Annotated in this window: 17 protein-coding genes and 2 pseudogenes; 8 read left to right on the top strand and 11 right to left on the bottom strand. The window is 71.9% G+C overall.

Going from position 1 to position 17108, the window contains the following annotated elements:
- Positions 1-9: 9 nt before the first annotated feature.
- The 5 genes from AC1P0E_RS20765 to AC1P0E_RS20745 form a co-directional block, all read right to left on the bottom strand.
- Positions 10-1134, bottom strand: a complete 1125-nt coding sequence (locus AC1P0E_RS20765) for a hypothetical protein (protein ID WP_482743640.1) — start codon at positions 1132-1134, stop codon at positions 10-12.
- On the bottom strand, positions 1131-2030 hold the full coding sequence (locus tag AC1P0E_RS20760) for a COG1470 family protein (RefSeq protein ID WP_482743639.1): 900 nt from the start codon (positions 2028-2030) through the stop codon (positions 1131-1133). The genes AC1P0E_RS20765 and AC1P0E_RS20760 overlap by 4 nt, the downstream gene beginning before the upstream one ends.
- 8 nt (positions 2031-2038) lie before the next feature.
- Positions 2039-2755 (bottom strand): peptidase, encoded by a 717-nt coding sequence (locus tag AC1P0E_RS20755; protein WP_482745839.1) that lies wholly within the window; start codon positions 2753-2755, stop codon positions 2039-2041.
- Positions 2756-2950: 195 nt separating this feature from the next.
- A complete protein-coding gene (locus AC1P0E_RS20750; RefSeq protein WP_482743638.1) occupies positions 2951-3442 on the bottom strand; it encodes an ATP-binding protein in 492 nt (163 codons plus the stop codon).
- A 195-nt stretch (positions 3443-3637) separates the two neighbouring features.
- Positions 3638-4006, bottom strand: a complete 369-nt coding sequence (locus AC1P0E_RS20745) for an STAS domain-containing protein (protein ID WP_482745838.1) — start codon at positions 4004-4006, stop codon at positions 3638-3640.
- A gap of 251 nt (positions 4007-4257) precedes the next feature.
- On the opposite strand from AC1P0E_RS20745, the gene AC1P0E_RS20740 reads away from it, so the two are divergent.
- Positions 4258-5178 (top strand): RNA polymerase sigma factor SigF, encoded by a 921-nt coding sequence (locus AC1P0E_RS20740; RefSeq protein ID WP_482743637.1) that lies wholly within the window; start codon positions 4258-4260, stop codon positions 5176-5178.
- Between the two features lie 85 nt (positions 5179-5263).
- Here the strand turns inward: AC1P0E_RS20740 and hutI are convergent, their stop codons facing one another.
- The 4 genes from hutI to hutU form a co-directional block, all read right to left on the bottom strand.
- Positions 5264-6451 (bottom strand): imidazolonepropionase, encoded by a 1188-nt coding sequence (gene hutI / locus AC1P0E_RS20735; protein ID WP_482743636.1) that lies wholly within the window; start codon positions 6449-6451, stop codon positions 5264-5266.
- A gap of 296 nt (positions 6452-6747) precedes the next feature.
- Positions 6748-8082, bottom strand: a complete 1335-nt coding sequence (locus tag AC1P0E_RS20730) for a formimidoylglutamate deiminase (RefSeq protein ID WP_482743635.1) — start codon at positions 8080-8082, stop codon at positions 6748-6750.
- Positions 8073-9272, bottom strand: a complete 1200-nt coding sequence (locus AC1P0E_RS20725) for an allantoate amidohydrolase (RefSeq protein WP_482743634.1) — start codon at positions 9270-9272, stop codon at positions 8073-8075. Before AC1P0E_RS20725 ends, AC1P0E_RS20730 begins: the two co-directional genes overlap by 10 nt.
- Before the next feature lie 155 nt (positions 9273-9427).
- Complete coding sequence (gene hutU, locus AC1P0E_RS20720) at positions 9428-11092, bottom strand: urocanate hydratase (RefSeq protein ID WP_482743633.1); 1665 nt, start codon at positions 11090-11092, stop codon at positions 9428-9430.
- 142 nt (positions 11093-11234) lie between these two features.
- On the opposite strand from hutU, the gene AC1P0E_RS20715 reads away from it, so the two are divergent.
- From AC1P0E_RS20715 to AC1P0E_RS20685, 7 genes and pseudogenes are all read left to right on the top strand, one after another.
- On the top strand, positions 11235-12569 hold the full coding sequence (locus tag AC1P0E_RS20715; RefSeq protein WP_482743632.1) for a type III PLP-dependent enzyme domain-containing protein: 1335 nt from the start codon (positions 11235-11237) through the stop codon (positions 12567-12569).
- A gap of 51 nt (positions 12570-12620) precedes the next feature.
- A complete protein-coding gene (locus AC1P0E_RS20710) occupies positions 12621-13094 on the top strand; it encodes an SRPBCC family protein (protein ID WP_482743631.1) in 474 nt (157 codons plus the stop codon).
- 98 nt (positions 13095-13192) lie between these two features.
- Positions 13193-13393, top strand: a pseudogene (locus AC1P0E_RS20705) (amino acid permease); the annotation flags it as partial.
- A gap of 132 nt (positions 13394-13525) precedes the next feature.
- On the top strand, positions 13526-13900 hold the full coding sequence (locus AC1P0E_RS20700) for a hypothetical protein (protein ID WP_482743630.1): 375 nt from the start codon (positions 13526-13528) through the stop codon (positions 13898-13900).
- Positions 13897-14658: a transcriptional regulator gene (locus AC1P0E_RS20695; RefSeq protein WP_482743629.1), complete on the top strand. Its 762-nt coding sequence runs from the start codon at positions 13897-13899 to the stop codon at positions 14656-14658. Before AC1P0E_RS20700 ends, AC1P0E_RS20695 begins: the two co-directional genes overlap by 4 nt.
- A gap of 37 nt (positions 14659-14695) precedes the next feature.
- The gene (locus AC1P0E_RS20690; protein ID WP_482743628.1) at positions 14696-15121 is read left to right on the top strand and encodes a roadblock/LC7 domain-containing protein; all 426 of its coding nucleotides are present in this window, start codon (positions 14696-14698) and stop codon (positions 15119-15121) included.
- A gap of 62 nt (positions 15122-15183) precedes the next feature.
- Positions 15184-15558, top strand: coding sequence for a hypothetical protein (locus tag AC1P0E_RS20685; protein ID WP_482743627.1), 375 nt, complete (start codon positions 15184-15186; stop codon positions 15556-15558).
- Here the strand turns inward: AC1P0E_RS20685 and AC1P0E_RS20680 are convergent.
- Together AC1P0E_RS20680 and AC1P0E_RS20675 are read right to left on the bottom strand one after the other, a co-directional pair.
- Positions 15527-16106 (bottom strand): annotated as a pseudogene (locus tag AC1P0E_RS20680) (hypothetical protein). The gene AC1P0E_RS20685 and the pseudogene AC1P0E_RS20680 overlap by 32 nt on opposite strands.
- A gap of 163 nt (positions 16107-16269) precedes the next feature.
- Complete coding sequence (locus tag AC1P0E_RS20675; protein WP_482743626.1) at positions 16270-17106, bottom strand: MurR/RpiR family transcriptional regulator; 837 nt, start codon at positions 17104-17106, stop codon at positions 16270-16272.
- Positions 17107-17108: the final 2 nt, after the last annotated feature.

Raw genomic sequence — 17108 nt, 5'->3', positions numbered from 1 at the left:
GTTGCGTGGTCACGAATTTCCCTTCGTCGTCGGACTGTTCTGAGGCTGCGTCGGTGCGGAGATCGGGTTGTGCGCGCCCGGTGCGTTGTCCGGGGTGAACCACGGCAGGGCCGTGGTGCCGGCGGGAGGCGGGGCGGGCGCCGCCTCTTCGCGTGGGGTACGGAATCCGGCCGGGAGGCGCGGTGCCGGGCGGTGGCGGCCGGGTGCGCGCGGCCGGACCTTGTCGACGACCGCCATGCCGATACGGAACACCGCCGCCGGGACGACCACGCACAGCAGGACCCAGAAGAGCGTGACGCCCCACGGCCGGCCCACGCCCCACGGCTGCTCGGCCAGTACCTTCTGCCCGTACTTGAGCGAGACGAGGTAGTCACCGTGCGCCCCGGCCGACAGCTGTACGTCGAGGGCGACCCGGGCCTTCTTGCCGGGCTGGATCGTGCCCCGCCACTGGCGTTCCTCCCACTGCGGGGCGAAGACGCCGTGCGAGGTGCCGATCTCGAAGACGGGGTCCTTCACCGGGTCGGAGCCCAGATTGCCGACGGTGACGACGAGCCTGCGGGACTGCGGGGCGCCGAACCACGTCAGTACGGAGCCGGACCCGTCGAGCCGGGCCGCGGCGAGCACGGCGAGCTTTCCGTCCTGGCCGGGTGGAGGGAGCGGGGCGACGGGGTGGCCGGCGACCTTGAACTCGGCGTCCGCCGCGGCGGGTTCGTTGCCGGTGACCGTCGCGACGTGCACGACGCACGGGCACGGCCTGGGCGGCTCGGCCACCGGCATCTTCTTGCGGAAGGCGCCGTCGGCGTCGGTGGTCACGGCGCGGCCGTCGGAGTTGGCGCAGGAGTTGGTGCCGCCGATCACGCCTCTGCCGGGTGCGGACTGACCGCAGATCAGCATCATGAGGAGGGTCTTGGGCCGCCATCCCTTCCCGCTGACGGTGATGTCCCCGCCCTTGCCGGCCTCCTGCTTGCTGAGTGTGACCTCCGGCGGCCGGTCGGCGCCGGCGGCGGCACTGGCGGCGGGCAGGAGCACCAGCACGGCCAGCAGCGCCGCCGCCCACAGCACCCCCGCACGCGGCGACTCCGCGCCGCGCACAGCGGCGAAGGCGGGGCCTCGGTCAGGGGTGGCGGGGGTCATGTTGTCGCTCCTGACTGCACCGAGTGCTGTTCGGCGGGCGGCGTCGGTGGTGTTCTCCGGCGGCGTACGTGCCATACCGCTCCTCCCGTGGCTCCCAGCGCCAGCAGGGCCGTGCCGGTCACCGCGCCCCGGGGCACGAACGACGCGGACGCCGTCGCCTCGCCCCGCGCGCCGCCGGCGGCCGTCGCGGTCAGGCGGACGTCCACCACTTCGAGTGTGGGGGCGCCGGGCCAGGACTCGGTGCGTTCCACGCGTGCGCCGGGGGCCAGCCGCTCCGGGAGCGTGCGGGGCGCGCGGCGCAGCAGTTCGCCGCCGAGGAGGCCTTCGGCGCGGACGGCGAGGCGCGGGACGAGGGTCGTATTGCCTCGGTTGACCAGTGCGTACTCGATGACCGCGCCGTCGCCCTGCTCCCGTACCGTCACGTCCTCGACCGTCAGCGCCGCCAGCGTCGGGCCGCTGACGCGCAGATGGACACGTACGTCCCTCTCCCGGCCACCGCCCGAGGCGACGATCGCGCCCGGGTGGTCGCCGGGCGCCGCACCGGGCGGGACGGTCACCGTGAAGGGGACCTCGGCACGGGTGCGCGGCGGGATCTTCACCTCGGCTGCGGCGAGCGCGATCCATCCCCCGCCGTCCGCGCCCGAGCCGCGCAGCCGGACCGTGCGGGCCTTGCCGCCCGGGTTGGTCAGCGCCAGCCTGTCCTCGAAGACGGTGCCGGCCACGCCCTCCAGATAGAAGTACGGCCTGCTGTCGCCACCACCGTCGCCGTGGCCGCTCGGGGCCGCGGTCCAGACCGGCCCGCCGTCCGCCACGGCGGCGGACGGCGTCAGCACGGCCGCGGCGGCGCACAGCAGTACCACGGCTACGGCGTGACGGACCCGGCGCGGCGACTGCACGGGCGGCTTCAGCCCGTGGGCCGCTGGCCGCGCCGGGTCAGCCACAGCGCCCCGGCCGCCCCGGTCAGCAGGACCGTGCCGCCGAGCGTGCCGAGGGCCAGGGCGGAGTCCAGCGGGCCGGTCTTCGGCAGCTCGCCCGAGCCGCCGCCGGAGCCACCCGAGCCACCGCCGCCCGCGCCCTGCGACGTACCGCCCGAGGAGCCGCCCGAGCCGCCGCCCGCGCCCTTGACGTCGAGTTCGAGCGACGGCTTGGGGTTGTTGGACGGGGTGCAGGTGGTGGTCGTACCGAGCGCCTTGATGGTCAGGACGGACGCCGTGAAGGTGACCTTGCCGCTCTTGCCGGGCGTGTACGTACCCGTCAAGTCGGTGATTTTGATGGGTGTGTTGGCGGGGATGGCAGCCGGATTCGGCGGGCCGGACACCGGCACGGTGCCGCTCTCCGCGCCGCCCAGCTTGATGACCGCGCTCGGCTTCATCGCTCCCTTGCCCAGCTCCACGGGGCTGGAGGAGACGCCCTTCTGAAAGGACATGGTGAGCTTGTACGCGCTGCCGCTCTTGACGGCCTTGATGTCGATCGGGGAGACGGCTCCCTTGTTCCCGATCGGCGTCTTGCACTGGTAGTTGACGTCCACGACGTCGGCATGGGCCGCGGGGGCGGCCAGCAGCACCACCGAGCCCGCAACCGCCGCCGCCAGCGCGAGAGTTGTCCGCTTTTGGTACGACACCTCGAGTCCCCTCATGCCGGTAGGCAAGTTACTGACGACACATCAGATTGGGCGTCAAGGTACGCCTGAGGTCTTGCCGAGGGAAGACAAAGTGCACGCCGGATCGGCGTGCACCAGAACGACTGCGAACCGCCGGTAACCCCGGCCCGGTCAGGGGCCTCCGACCACGGCCAGGAGTACGGCTACGACTACGAACTACGCGGGAGCGGCCAGCTCCGCCCAGACCGTCTTGCCGGAGGACTCCTGGGCCCGCTCGACCCCCCAGTCCAGGCACAGGCGCTGCACGATGAACATGCCGTGGCCGCCGGGGCGCCCGGCCCGGTGCGGCGTGCGCGGGGCGGGCTGGCCCGTACCGCGGTCGACGACCTCGAGGCGCAGCACCTTGCCGTCGCACGCGACGCGCAGTTCTTCCGGCCCTTCGGCGTGCAGGCAGGCGTTGGTGACCAGCTCGGAGACGACCAGCAGGACATCCTCGGCGGCGGCCCGCCGGTCGGCCGACGAAGCGGGGAGCCAGCCCCAGTCGTACAGCGCCTGGCGGGTGAAGTCGCGAGCGAGAGGCACGATGCCGCTGGCGCTGCTCAGCCCCAGGGAGCGCGCCTGGCCGGCGGCGGACACGGCGGAGGCCGAGCCGTGGCTCGCCGTCTCCCGGCCGGAGTCGCCCGACCGAGGCTGCCGGGTGGTGCTCATCAGCGCTTCACCTCACCGATTCGCCAATTCATCAATTCATCACTGCAAGGACAGCGGGAGCATTCTGAGCCCCCTGGGGCCGACAGGGTCAGAGACCTCCTGCCCGACCGAACGGTGAGAACACCCACTTTTTCGGTACGGATGAGTGACGCGGGTAACGAAACCGGTCAGCAGGAGACGCCTCTGAGGCGGAAATCACTCTTCCATCGCAGCTTCGAGCGACTCGTGGAGGGTGAACACAGCCTCGGCCCCGGTGATCTCGAAGACCCTCGCCACCACCGGCTGCATCGCGGCCAAATGGACCCCTCCCCCGGCCGCTTCGGCCTTGAGGCGAGCACCGAGCAACACATTCAGCCCGGTGGAATCGCAGAAATCGAGTGACGAGCAGTCGATGACCAGCCGTGACCGCCCTGCTTCGAGTGCGTTCTCCAGGGGTTCACGGAGCAGCTCGGCGGTGTGGTGATCGAGCTCACCCGCCGGCGTGACAATCTCGCTCTGGCCCTCGGTCCGAACTGCGACCCGGAGTCGACCCCGGTTCGCGCTGCCGACCGTCCCGCGCTCCATGTCCGTCTCGTCCCTCTTCGCAGTCGTGACTGTCATTGATGTCCCAGAACACTACGCCTTCTGTGCGCCGATCGGTACCCGAAGACCCCTTCAATGCCTATCAATTCGGACATAAGGGACTTGCAACTGCTGGTCAAGAGCGGGTAGGGCTAGTAGGGACACAACCAACACGACCGGCTTTGGAGGCGCCGCACATCGCACGCAGACGTATCGGCATCGGCAGCCATATGCCGAGAACGATGGAGGAGACCATGTCACCCCGGCTCGACGAACCGCGAACGCGCCCTGTGCAGCAGACCGCGCCGTCGACACCCCCGCCCGCCCTGCCCGAGCAGACCGAGACCGGACCGGAGGGGCTGCTCGAAGGCCTCGAAGGGCTCCCGGAGATCCCCCCGTACGACGAGGTGGGGCCGCTGGACGCCAGGGCCCTGTCGAAGACGCTCTTCGCGCGCCTCGAAACCCTCGAAGAGGGCACGCACGAGTACGCGTACGTACGCAACACGCTCGTCGAACTGAACCTGGCCCTGGTCAAGTTCGCCGCTTCCCGGTTCCGCTCCCGCAGCGAACCGATGGAGGACATCATCCAGGTCGGCACCATCGGCCTGATCAAGGCGATCGACCGCTTCGAACTCAGCAGAGGCGTCGAGTTCCCCACCTTCGCGATGCCGACGATCGTCGGCGAGATCAAGCGCTTCTTCCGTGACACGTCCTGGTCCGTGCGCGTGCCGCGCCGCCTCCAGGAGCTGCGCTTGGACCTCGCGAAGGCCGGTGACGAGCTCGCCCAGCAGCTCGACCGCGCCCCGACGGTGGGTGAACTCGCGAAGCGCCTCGACCTCACCAACGAAGAGGTCGTCGAGGGCATGTCCGCGAGCAACGCGTACACCGCGAGCTCGCTGGACGCCCAGCCCGAGGAGGACGATTCCGAGGGCGCGCTGGCCGACCGGATCGGTTACGAGGACCACGGCCTCGAAGGCATCGAGTACGTCGAATCCCTGAAGCCGCTGATCGCCGAACTCCCGGCTCGCGACCGGAAGATCCTCTCGCTGCGCTTCGTCGCGAACATGACGCAGTCGGAGATCGGCGATGAGCTCGGCATCTCCCAGATGCACGTGTCACGGCTGCTGTCGCGCACGCTGAACAAGCTGCGCAAGGGCCTGACCGTGGAGGAGTAACAGCTCCGCGCGAGATGTGAACACATGTGAGTGAGGGTCTGCCCCAGGCGCTATCCGGGGCAGGCCCTCCTCTACGTTCTGGCACCTACCCAAGGTGCGCTGTCGTACGCACACCCCTTTGCCAGACCTCGGACACGAGGGGGACACCGGGGCGGTAGGCCAGGTGTACGTGGGACGGGGCGTCCAGCAGCACCAGGTCGGCGCGGGCGCCGGGGGTGATGCGGCCGATGTCGGTCCGGCGCAGGGCCGCCGCGCCGCCCGCCGTGGCCGACCAGATCGCCTCGTCCGGGGTCATGCCCATGTCGCGTACGGCGAGCGCGACGCAGAACGGCATCGAGCTGGTGAAGGAGGACCCTGGGTTGCAGTCCGTGGAGAGTGCCACTGTCGCGCCCGCGTCGATGAGCCTGCGGGCGTCCGGCCAGGCGGCGCGGGTGGAGAACTCGGCGCCGGGAAGGAGCGTGGCGACGGTGTTGCTGTTCGCGAGGGCGTCCACGTCGGCGTCGGTGAGGTGCGTGCAGTGGTCGGCGCTGGCCGCGTCGAGCTCGGCGGCGAGCTGGACGCCGGGGCCGTAGCTGAGCTGGTTGGCGTGGATGCGGGGGTGCAGGCCCTTCGCCTTGCCGGCGGTGAGGATGGCGCGGGCCTGGTCGCCGTCGAAGGCGCCCTTCTCGCAGAAGACGTCGATCCAGCGGGCGTGGGGGGCGCACGCGTCGAGCATTTCGCCGGTGACGAGTGCGACGTACGCGGCCGGGTCGTCGGCGTAGTCGGGGGACACGATGTGGGCGCCGAGGTAGGTGACCTCTTCGGTGTGGGCCGCCGCGATGCGCAGGGCGCGGGCCTCGTCGTGCGTGGTCAGGCCGTAGCCCGACTTGGTCTCGAAGGTGGTCGTGCCCTGGCGCAGGGCCTCGCTGAGGTAGTGGGTGAGGTTCGCTTCGAGCGCCTCGTCGGTCGCGGCGCGGGTGGCGGCGACGGTGGTGCGGATACCGCCGGCGGAGTAGGCGCGGCCCGACATGCGGGCGTTGAACTCCTGGGTGCGGTCGCCGGCGAAGACGAGGTGGGAGTGCGAGTCGACGAAGCCGGGGATGGCGGCGCGGCCGCGCGCGTCGTACGCGGTGTCGGCGGCGGGTGCGGCGGTGGCTTTGCCGGCCCAGGCGATGCGGGTGCCGTCGATGACGACGGCGGCGTCCTGGATGAGGCCGAGGGGGTCTGGGGCGGTGCCTTGGGTGGGGTCGTTGGTGACGAGGCTGCCGATGTTGGTGACGAGGGTGGTGCTCACGGGGTCCTCTCGGGGTGAGGTGCGGTGTGCGGCGGCGGGCAGGGCTTTCCCCAACCCGCCCCTTCCCGTAACTGGGGCTCCGCCCCAGACCCCGGCCTCAAACGCCGGACGGGCTGAAGTGCCGGGGCGGGCTGCTGGGCTGAAGCTGCCGCACTTGCCGTCCAGCTCGGCGAAATCCAGCCCGTCCGGCGTTTGAGGACACGCCCGAAGGGCGTCGGGGGTCTGGGGGCTTGCCCCCGGTTCGGGAAGGGGCGGGGTGGGGAACGAGCCCGCCGCAGGCGTGGCAGGCCGGGGGGTTACCTGTAGACGGCGGTGATCGCCTTGGCCAGGGCCTGGGGGACGTCCGGGATCATGGTGTGGGCGCCGTCCCGGACGATGTGGCGGCCCGCCACGATCGTGTGGCGTACGTCGCACGCCGACGCCGCGAAGACCGCCGTCTCGCCCCCCAGCCGCGGCAGCGGACCCGCCGTTCTCACCGAGTCCAGGGCGATCGTCGTGAGGTCGGCCGGCGCGCCCGCCTCGATCCTCCCCGCGTCGCGCCAGCCCAGCGCCTCGTGCCCGTCCGCCGAAGCGGCGCGCAGCAGCGAGGCCGCCGTCCAGTGGCCGCGCGTCCGTGAGCGCAGGCGTTCGTTCAGTTCCATCGCCCGTGCCTCCTCCAGCAGGTCGATCACGGCATGGCTGTCGCTGCCCAGCGAGAGGGTGGACCCCGCCTTCTGCAGGCGGGTCGCCGGGCCGATTCCGTCGGCCAGGTCACGCTCCGTCGTCGGGCACATGCAGGTGCCGGTGGAAGTACTGCCCAGGAGGGCGATGTCCTCGTCCGTCAGGTGCGTGTTGTGTACGCCCGTCGTACGCGGGCCGAGCACTCCGTGGTCCGCGAGCAGGCGGGTCGGCGTACAGCCGTGCGTGGCCAGGCACGCGTCGTTCTCGGCGGTCTGCTCGGACAGGTGCACGTGCAGCGGCGTCACACGGGCCTGGGCCCACGCCGCGACCGTCGCCAGCTGGTCCGCCGGTACCGCCCGCACCGAGTGGATCGCCGCGCCGATACGGGCGTGGTCGCGGTCCTTCAGCGATGACACGCGCTCCGCCCACGCATCCGCCGTCCCGTCGGAGAAGCGCTGCTGCTGGCGGTTGGGCGGCGTACCGAAGCCCGACGCCAGGTACGCCGTGTCCAGGAGGGTGATGCGGATGCCGGCCTCGGCGGCGGCTTCGATCAGGGCCTCCCCCATCGCGTTGGGGTCGGCGTAGGGCGTGCCGCCGGGCGCGTGGTGCAGGTAGTGGAACTCCCCCACCGCGCTGATCCCCGCCAGCGCCATCTCGGCGTACACCGCCCTGGCCAGGTCGAAGTACGTCTCGGGCGTCAGGCGGGAGGCGACGCCGTACATCACCTCCCGCCAGGTCCAGAACGTGCCCGAGCCGACCTGCACCGTGGAGCGCAGGGCCCGGTGGAAGGCGTGCGAGTGGGCGTTGGCGAAGCCCGGCAGGGTCAGGCCCCGCAGGACCGTGGCACCGGGCGGCGGGGCCGGGACGTCCTTGCGGACCGCCGTGACCCGGCCGTCAGTCACCTCCAGAGCCACACCCGGCTCGACGAAGGTGTCGAGCCAGGCGTGCTCCAGCCAGTAGGTCACGTGCACGCGAGCCCCTCCAGTACGTCGGCGAGTGCGATGACCCCCGCGACGCAGTCGTCCTCGGCGGCGTGTTCGGCCGGGGAGTGCGAGACGCCCGTGGGGTTCCGTACGAACAGCATGGCGGTCGGGACCGAAGCGGACAAAATACCCGCGTCGTGTCCCGCGCCCGTGCCGAGGACGGGGATGTCACCGCGGTCGTCACCGAGGAGCTTCGCCAGCTCGTCGCGCAGGGCGTGCTCGAACTCGACCACCGGGGTGAAGGACTCCTGCGTGATGCGCAGGTCGATGCCCGCCCGGGTGGCGTTCTCGCGTGCCGCCTGCTCGATGCCCGCGATGACCTGGTCGAGAGTCGCCTGGTCAGCGGCGCGCGAGTCGAGCCAGCCGCGTACCAGGGACGGGATCGCGTTGACGCCGTTCGGCTCGACGGCGACCTTCGCGAAGGTCGCGAGGGCGCCGGCGAGCTGCGCTTCTCTGCGGGCGGCGACGACCGTCTCGGCGTACGTCAGCATCGGGTCGCGGCGGTCCTCCAGGCGGGTCGTGCCCGCGTGGTTCGCCTCGCCGTGGAAGTCGAACCGCCAGCGGCCGTGCGGCCAGATGGCGGACGCGATGCCGACGGGGTCACCGGAGACGTCCAGCGCGCGGCCCTGTTCCACGTGCAGCTCGACGAACGCGCCGATACGGGCCAGGCGCTCCGGGTCCGGGCCGATGGCGGCCGGGTCGTAGCCCGCCGCTTCCATGGCCCGGGGGAGGCTGATCCCGTCCGCGTCGCGGAGCTCGTGGGCCTTGGCGACCGTGAGCTGCCCGGCCGCCAGCCGGGAGCCCACGCAGGCCAGGCCGAAGCGGGCGCCCTCCTCGTCACCGAAGTTGGTGATGGCCAGCGGCTTGGTGAACTCCGCTCCCCTGCGGCGGAGTTCGTCGAGCGCGGCGAAGGAGGACACCACGCCGAGCGGGCCGTCGAACGCGCCGCCGTCCGGGACGGAGTCGAGGTGCGAGCCGGTGACGACCGCGTCCCCGGCCAGCGGGTCGCCCTGCCAGGCCCACTGGTTGCCGTTGCGGTCCAGCTCGTACGTCAGGCCCCTGGACTCGGCCTGGGCCTTGAACCAGGCGCGGCAGTCCTGGTCGGCCGCCGTCCAGGCGTAGCGGCGGTAGCCGCCGGAGCCCGCGTTACGGCCGATGGGGGCGAGGTCCCGCCACATCTCGTGGAACGAAGGGGAAGTGCCCCCTGCCCCGCCCCGCGCGGGCACGGCGCCCTCGGCGTGCGCCCGCGAACCGGCGAGGTGTGGGCCGTCGTCTGGTTGTGCCCACCCGTTCCGCCCTGCGGAACGACTGCCCACAACGGGGTCGCTGGAGGTCACGCGTCGTCGCCCTCCCGCATCGGGATACGTACGCCCTGCTCGTCCGCCGTCTTCTCCGCGATGTCGTAGCCCGCGTCCACGTGGCGGATGACGCCCATGCCCGGGTCGTTCGTCAGTACGCGGCGGATCTTCTCGCCCGCGAGCTTCGTACCGTCCGCCACCGAGACCTGGCCGGCGTGGATCGAGCGGCCCATGCCGACGCCGCCGCCGTGGTGGATGGAGACCCAGGACGCGCCCGACGCCACGTTGACCATGGCGTTGAGCAGCGGCCAGTCGGCGATCGCGTCGGAGCCGTCGAGCATGGCCTCGGTCTCGCGGTACGGCGATGCCACCGAGCCGCAGTCGAGGTGGTCGCGGCCGATCGCGAGCGGGGCCGCGAGGGTGCCGTCGCCCACCATGTCGTTGAACAGGGCGCCCGCCTTGTCGCGCTCGCCCTGGCCCAGCCAGCAGATCCGGGCCGGCAGGCCCTGGAAGTGGACGCGCTCGCCGGCCATCTTGATCCAGCGGTGCAGCGATTCGTTCTCCGGGAACAGGTCCAGCAGCGCCTTGTCCGTCTTGTGGATGTCCGACGCCTCGCCGGACAGCGCCGCCCAGCGGAACGGGCCCCTGCCCTCGCAGAAGAGCGGGCGGATGTACGCGGGTACGAAGCCGGGGAAGTCGAAGGCCCGCGTGTAGCCGGCCAGCTGGGCCTCGCCGCGGATCGAGTTGCCGTAGTCGAAGACCTCGGCGCCGGCGTCCATGAAGCCGACCATCGCCTCGACGTGCTTGGCCATGGACTCGCGGGCGCGCAGGGTGAAGTCGGCGGGCTTCTCGGCGGCGTACGACGCCATGTCGTCGAAGTCGACGCCGACCGGGAGGTACGCGAGCGGGTCGTGGGCGCTGGTCTGGTCGGTCACGATGTCGATCGGCGCGCCCTCGGCGAGCATGCGCGGCAGCACCTCCGCCGCGTTGCCGAGGAGGCCGATGGAGAGCGGCTTGCGCGCGTCGCGGGCCTCGACGGCGAGCTGGAGGGCGTGCTCCAGGCTGTTGGCCTTCACGTCGAGGTAGCGGTGCTCGATGCGGCGCTCGATGGCGCGCGGGTCGACGTCGATGCAGATGGCGACGCCGTCGTTCATGGTCACGGCGAGGGGCTGGGCGCCGCCCATGCCGCCGAGGCCGGCGGTGAGGGTGATGGTGCCGGCGAGGGTGTTGTCGAACTTCTTCGCCGCTACGGCCGCGAAGGTCTCGTACGTGCCCTGGAGGATGCCCTGGGTGCCGATGTAGATCCACGACCCGGCGGTCATCTGGCCGTACATGGTCAGGCCCAGCGCCTCCAGGCGGCGGAACTCCTCCCAGTTGGCCCAGTCGCCGACCAGGTTGGAGTTGGCGATGAGCACGCGCGGCGCCCACTCGTGGGTCTGCATGACGCCGACCGGACGCCCGGACTGGACGAGCATCGTCTCGTCCTGCTTGAGGGTCTTGAGGGTGCGCACCATGGCGTCGAACGAGCGCCAGTCCCGGGCCGCCTTGCCCGTGCCGCCGTAGACGACGAGCTTGTCCGGGTGCTCGGCGACCTCGGGGTCGAGGTTGTTCTGGAGCATGCGCAGGGCGGCTTCCTGCTGCCATCCCAGGGCGCTCAGCTCCGTACCGCGCGGCGCCCGTACGGGTCGGGGTCCTGACATGGTGTGCCTCCTCGCGAGTGACTGCATTGTCGTCTATTCACATCCTGGCCAGATGAATAGAACTAGTCAATACGTCCGGCCGCCTGCGCGCCGTACAAGTGGATGGTTGGCTGGAACACATGCCTTCGGACATGAGCCGGACATGAGCGCGGACATGAGCGCGCCCGAGCGTCGTGAGCACGCCGTACGCGCCGCCGTAGAGCAGGGAATCGTCGGCCCCGGCCTGCCCATCGCCGGCCTCCTCGACGTCACCGGCATCCGCGCCTCGGCCGCCGCCCTGCGCGCCGCGTTCGACGAGGTCACCCCGCCCGGCACTCCCGTCCTGCACGCCTTCGCCGTCAAGGCGACACCACTGGTCCCGGTCCTGCGGCTGCTGTACGAGAACGGGGGCATCGGCGCCGAGGTCGCGAGCCCGGGCGAGCTGGCCCTGGCCCGCGCCGCCGGCGTGCCTCCCTCGCACACCGTCCTGGACTCCCCCGCCAAGACCCCCGCCGAGCTGCGCGAAGCCCTCGCCCTCGGCATCGCGGTGAACGCCGACAACCCGCAGGAGCTGGCGCGCATCGACGCCCTGGTCGGATCCGCCTCGACCACGTCCCCCATCGGCCTGCGCGTCAATCCGCAGATCGGCGGCGGCGCCATCGGCGCGCTCTCCACCGCCACCGCCACCTCGAAGTTCGGCGTGGCACTGCTCGACGCCGGCGCCCGTGAATGGGTCGTACGCGCCTACCTCGACCGGCCGTGGATGACCCGGCTTCACACGCACTCCGGCTCGCAGGGCCTGCCGCTGGAGCTGATGGCCCGGGGTGTGGCAGCGGCGTACGAACTCGCCGAGGAGATCAACGCGGCGGCGGGCCGGCAGCAGATCGACACCGTCGACATCGGCGGCGGCCTCCCGGTCGACTTCACCTCCGACACGGAAACCCCGACGTACGCCGAGTACGCCCGCCTCCTCAAGCAGCAGGTCCCCGGCCTGCTCGACGGGCGCTACGGCCTGGTCACCGAGTTCGGCCGCTCGCTGCTCGCCAAGCACGGCACGGTCGTCGCCCGCGTCGAGTACGCGAAGACCTCCGGGACCCGGCCGATCGCCGTCACACACGCGGGCGTCCAGATCGCGACGCGGACGGTGTACGCCCCCGAGTCCTGGCCGCTGCGCATCGCGGCGTACGACGCGAAGGGCCTGCCCAAGCCGGGCGCGCCCGTCGCGCAGGACGTGGCGGGCCCCGCGTGCTTCGCGGGCGACCTGCTCGCCGAGAACAGGCTGCTGCCGCTGCTTCAACAGGGCGACCACGCGGCGGTGCTGGACACCGGCGCGTACTACATGGCCGCGCACTACGCCTACAACAGCCTTGCCAGGGCCGGCATCCACGGCTTCACGGCCACCCCCGACGGGGTCCGCTTCAGCGTCGTACGGCCGCCGCAGACCCTCGACGAGATCGTCGCCGAGTCGGGCGGGGCGCACGCGGACGCGCTCCTGTAGCCGGACGCGCGTCCGGGGGCGGTTGTCAGACCTGGCTGCTTCCATGGACCCATGGCAACCAAGAGCGTGGTCGTCGAGCGGCGGATCGCGGCCGGCCCGGAGCGGGTCTGGCGCGCGCTGACGGACCTGGACGGCATGCCGCTGGTGCTGAGCGGCGTGGACAAGGTGGAGATTCTGGAGCGGTCGCCGGCGGGCACGTTCGGGGTCGGCACCCGCTGGCGCGAGACCCGCCGGATGATGGGCAAAGAAGCCACCGAGGAGATGCACGTGACGGCGAGCGAGCCGCCGGTGCGCTATGTGGTGGAGGCCGACTCGCACGGCGCGCACTACGTGTCGGAGTTCGTGCTGCGCGCCGAGGGGCCCGACGCGACGACTGTCCGGATGACGTTCTCCGCCGTCCCGCCAGGAGGAGTGACCGGGTTGCCGGCCAAGGTGCTGGGCGGCCTGGGGGCGCGGGCGGTGGGCAAGGCGATCGCCAAGGACCTGGCGGACGTCGCGGCCGCCGTGGAGAAGTCGGACGGCTGACCGGCGCACCGGCGCGGGTATCACTCGCGCCCCGCCGGGCAGAAACTTCCCCACACCGACATCGGGGGAGGTCCCATGGCCACCAATTCCGGAGCAGCAGGAGCGACAGGAGGGGCCCCGCACACTTCCGTACGCCGACGATCCTGCCGGTGCTCGGCGCGATCACCGCGATCGTCCTCGCCAGCCCGCCGGCCGACCGGCCGGCGGACGTCTACATCCGCACAGGCGTCCTACTTCTGATCGGAATCGGTCCCTGGGCGATCAATAAAGCAGTAATGAAGGCAAGAGACGAAAGCTAGCTGGCATGTGCACGTGGAAAATGCCGGAACCACCTGCCCGCGCCCCTCTCTTTACGTAACCTCCTCGTCACTGCCACAGAACGTGTGTCCGGCAGTCCGCATCCGTGTGCCACGCCGGAAGGGGGGTTCCGCATGCCCGGAATCGACGAATGTCTGCTCGCGGCGATGGCTCTGCCCGGCGCCCTCGGAGCCTCCCTGGTGGACTGGACGAGCGGGCTCGCGCTCGGTACGGAAGGGGAGTCGCCCAACGGTGACCACGAGGCCACCGCGGCGGAGACCGCGGAACTGGCCCGGATGGCCGCCGAGCAGCGGGCGTTCACCCCCAACGGGCTGCCCGTCGAGGACGTCATCATCACCACGCCGAGCGGCTACCACCTGCTGCGTTTCGTCGAGACCGCCTTCGACAGCAGCGTCTTCCTGCACCTGTGGCTCGACCGCGAGGAAGGCAATCTGGCCCTGGCCCGATTACGCCTGAGCAGCCTGGCCGAGCGGCTGGTCCTGGGATGAGCGCGACCGTGTCCCCGATGCTCGTCCGGCTGGCCGCCGAGCGCGCCACCGGCGCCCTGCTGCGGGACCACGGCACCCTGTACCTCGTCGAGGGCGAGGTCGTGCACGCCGAGAGCCCCGCCGCGCCCGGCATCGACGTACTGCTGACCTCGACCGGGCGGCTGCCCGCCGAGCACTGGCAGGAGGCCGTCGACCGGGCGGGCACCCGTGGGCGGGTCGGGCGCTTCCTCGTCGACAGCGGCCGGCTGGCCGACGGTGAGCTGGAACTGTGCCACCTGAGCGCACTGTTCGACGCCGCGTTCTTCGCCCTCGCACCCGGCAGCGGCCCGACCCGCTTCCGGTACGGCGCGGCCCACTGGCTGGGCGCCGTACGCCCGGTCTCCGCCGCCCTGGTCGAGCGGGAGTCGCGGCGGCGCAGACAGCTGCTGGACGAGCTCTGGCCGTACCCGGACACCGACACCGCACCCGTCGTACGCCGCACCAGCCCGTCGGGACAGCCCGTCACCCGCAGGCAGCGCGCCGTCCTCGACCTCGCCGACGGTGAACGCACCCCGGGGGACATCGCCCGGGCCCTGGGGCGGCCGGCCTTCCACACGCTCATCGACGTACGGCGGCTCGCGGCGGCCGGGACGGTCGCCACCCCCCGTGACACTCCGGCGCCCCCGCCTCCCGTGCCCGCCTGGGTCGCGGGGGTCGCCGACGACCCGGACACCGCCCTGTTGCGCCGGCTCCGCGATGCCCTGGAGGCAAGCCTGTGATGTTCCGGACCGTCGGCGCGGCCCTCCCCACCACCTCATGAGGCGCGCCCTGAGACAACGCGCGGAAAGGAGAAAGCTGATGGCGGCAGAACCCGACGTCCTCGACGAACTGCGGCAGTTGAGAGCTCGAATCCCCCAGCTGACGGGCGCGCTCGCAGCAAGCGTCGACGGTCTCGTACTGGCCCAGGACGCCACGACCGTGGAACCGGAGGGAATCGCGGCGCTCACCGCCGCGGCGCTCGGCGTCGCGGTGCGGCTGACGGACGCGACAGGGCAGGGCGCCTTCCGCGAACTGCTCGTGCGCGGCGACGACGGCTATGTGGCCACCTACGCGGCGGGCTCGTCCGCCGTCCTCACGCTCCTCGCCGAACCGCGCGTCAATGTGGGCCGGCTCCATCTGGAGGCCCGCCGGGCCAGTGTCCGCATCGGTGCCCTGGTCGACAGCGCCCGGGAGAACGCATGACCACAGCCAAACGCACGGCAACAGCCAGAACCACCACCCGACGAAAAGGAAGTGCGACCCTCATGGCCAACACCGAAACCGCGCTCAAGGAAGCGATGACCGGCATCGAGGGAACCCTCGGTGTCGCCCTGGTCGACTACACCAGCGGCATGGCGCTGGGCACCCTCGGCGGCGGCAAGGACCTCGACCTGGCAGTGGCCGCCGCGGGCAACACCGATGTGGTGCGCGCCAAAGTGCGCACCATGGAACACCTGGGCCTCAAGGACGAGATCGAGGACATCCTCATCACCCTGAGCGGCCAGTACCACCTGATCCGGCTCCTCAAGGGGCGCGGCACCAACGGCCTGTTCCTCTACCTGGCGCTGGACAAGACGCGGGCCAACCTCGCGATGGCCCGCCACCAGCTCAGGAAGATCGAGGCCGAACTCGACGTGTGACCACCGCCGCCGCCGCCGGGCGACGCCGCGCGCCGCCCGGCGCGGCGTCGCCCGCCGCGATTCCGGTGCTGCGGTACGTCGCGACTCGCTTGCCAGCGGGCCCGCTGCCGAGCCAGTCGGTACGTACCCACAGCAGGGTCTCCTCCTTGCGCTCCCGGGCTCCGAGCCACACGGCCTTCAGCCACCAGCCCGGCGCCCGCGCCCGCCATCAGCAGCCCGCCCGCGCCCGGCAGCGCGAAGGCGCTTCCCACGGCGGCGAGAAAGGCGGCCGCCAGCCACCAGCGACGACTGCGGCGCCAGGCCCGCGCGGTCACGGACCGGTCCTGGAGGAAGTCGCGGCGGGCGGCGCGGGTCGCCGCCGTCGCCAGTTCGGCGTAACGGCCTCTGCGGGCGAGTGCGGTCGCCGCCGCCGCGACCACGAAGAGGGCGGCCCCGGCCAGGAGCCCGATCCTGCGCCCGGTCAGGCCGGGTACGAGTGCTCCGATCCCGGCGGCCGCCAGCCCCAGCCACCAGAGCGGCACCGCCCCGGCCCGTACGACCACCGCCACCCGCGCCAACGACTGCGCCTGCTCTCCGCGCCCCACGACCGCCCCTTCTCTGCCGGCTACGACTGATTCCAGTGTTTCCAGTCGGGGAGGGTAACGCCGGATTCTGAGCAGCGTGTGAAAAACCGCCGAGAATGCCGCAGGCAGGGGCCTGAAGTCGCGCGGGTTACTCGACGAACAGGCCCCGCGCCGCCGCCTTCGCGTCGAACTCCTCCAGCCGCGCCTGCGCGTCCGGCAGGCCGTCGCACATCGCCTCCAGCAGCACCCGCCCCAGCAGCATCGGCGCGCACGCCGTGTCGAAGGCCAGGCCCATGCCGACCGCCGCCGGGATCAGCAGGTCGCTGTGACCGGCCACGGGCGCGAAGGCGGAGTCGGCGACCGTCACCACCGTCAGGCCCTGCTCCCGGGCGTACGCCAGCGCGTCCACGACCTCGCGCGGATAGCGCGGCAGCGCGAAGCACAGCAGCGCGCTCGCGCCCGCGCGCCGGGCGCCGTCGATGCGGTCGGCGAGCATCGAGCCGCTCTCGTCGAGGAGCCGTACGTCCGGGTGCACCTTGGCCGCGAAGTAAGCGAAACCGCGTGCCTGCGAGGACGCGGCCCGCAGCCCGAGCACCGGCAGCGGGCGGGAGGCGGCGAGGATACGGCCCGCCTCCTCGACGGGGCGGGGGTCGGCGAGCAGCTCGGAGAGGTGCTTGAGGTTGTCGATCTCGGCCTGGACCGCCTGCTGGTACTCGTTGTACTCGTCCTCGCCCCGCGAGGACTCGGTGGGCGCGACCTCGCGCAGGTGCTTGCGCAGGGCCGGGTAGCCGTCGAAGCCGAGCGCGACCGCGAAGCGCGTCACGGACGGCTGGCTGACCCCGGCCAGCTCGGCGAGTTCGACACTCGACAGGAACGGCACGTCGGCGGCCTTGCGCACCATGCAGTGCGCGATGCGCCGCTGGGTCGGCGTGAGCCGGTGCCCGTCGAAGAGCTGCTGCAGTCGTGCGGCAGGGCTGTCGCTCATGC

This window comes from Streptomyces sp. TRD_SC_5 (assembly GCF_056836825.1).
The sequence above is the reverse complement of the archived record's forward strand: the minus strand, read 5'-3'. Positions and strand labels throughout refer to the sequence as shown.

What these genes read in the sequence shown, in the direction of transcription:
- AC1P0E_RS20690 (WP_482743628.1), top strand. Translation starts at nt 14,696, where the DNA reads ATGAGGCGCGCCCTGAGACAACGCGCGGAAAGGAGAAAGCTGATGGCG.
- AC1P0E_RS20700 (WP_482743630.1), top strand. Translation starts at nt 13,526, where the DNA reads ATGCCCGGAATCGACGAATGTCTGCTCGCGGCGATGGCTCTGCCCGGC.
- hutU (WP_482743633.1), bottom strand. Translation starts at nt 11,092, where the DNA reads ATGTCAGGACCCCGACCCGTACGGGCGCCGCGCGGTACGGAGCTGAGC.
- AC1P0E_RS20695 (WP_482743629.1), top strand. Translation starts at nt 13,897, where the DNA reads ATGAGCGCGACCGTGTCCCCGATGCTCGTCCGGCTGGCCGCCGAGCGC.
- AC1P0E_RS20710 (WP_482743631.1), top strand. Translation starts at nt 12,621, where the DNA reads ATGGCAACCAAGAGCGTGGTCGTCGAGCGGCGGATCGCGGCCGGCCCG.
- AC1P0E_RS20685 (WP_482743627.1), top strand. Translation starts at nt 15,184, where the DNA reads ATGGCCAACACCGAAACCGCGCTCAAGGAAGCGATGACCGGCATCGAG.
- AC1P0E_RS20740 (WP_482743637.1), top strand. Translation starts at nt 4,258, where the DNA reads ATGTCACCCCGGCTCGACGAACCGCGAACGCGCCCTGTGCAGCAGACC.
- AC1P0E_RS20725 (WP_482743634.1), bottom strand. Translation starts at nt 9,272, where the DNA reads ATGTGGCGGGACCTCGCCCCCATCGGCCGTAACGCGGGCTCCGGCGGC.
- AC1P0E_RS20765 (WP_482743640.1), bottom strand. Translation starts at nt 1,134, where the DNA reads ATGACCCCCGCCACCCCTGACCGAGGCCCCGCCTTCGCCGCTGTGCGC.
- AC1P0E_RS20675 (WP_482743626.1), bottom strand. Translation starts at nt 17,106, where the DNA reads ATGAGCGACAGCCCTGCCGCACGACTGCAGCAGCTCTTCGACGGGCAC.
- AC1P0E_RS20715 (WP_482743632.1), top strand. Translation starts at nt 11,235, where the DNA reads ATGAGCGCGGACATGAGCGCGCCCGAGCGTCGTGAGCACGCCGTACGC.
- AC1P0E_RS20745 (WP_482745838.1), bottom strand. Translation starts at nt 4,006, where the DNA reads ATGGAGCGCGGGACGGTCGGCAGCGCGAACCGGGGTCGACTCCGGGTC.
- AC1P0E_RS20750 (WP_482743638.1), bottom strand. Translation starts at nt 3,442, where the DNA reads ATGAGCACCACCCGGCAGCCTCGGTCGGGCGACTCCGGCCGGGAGACG.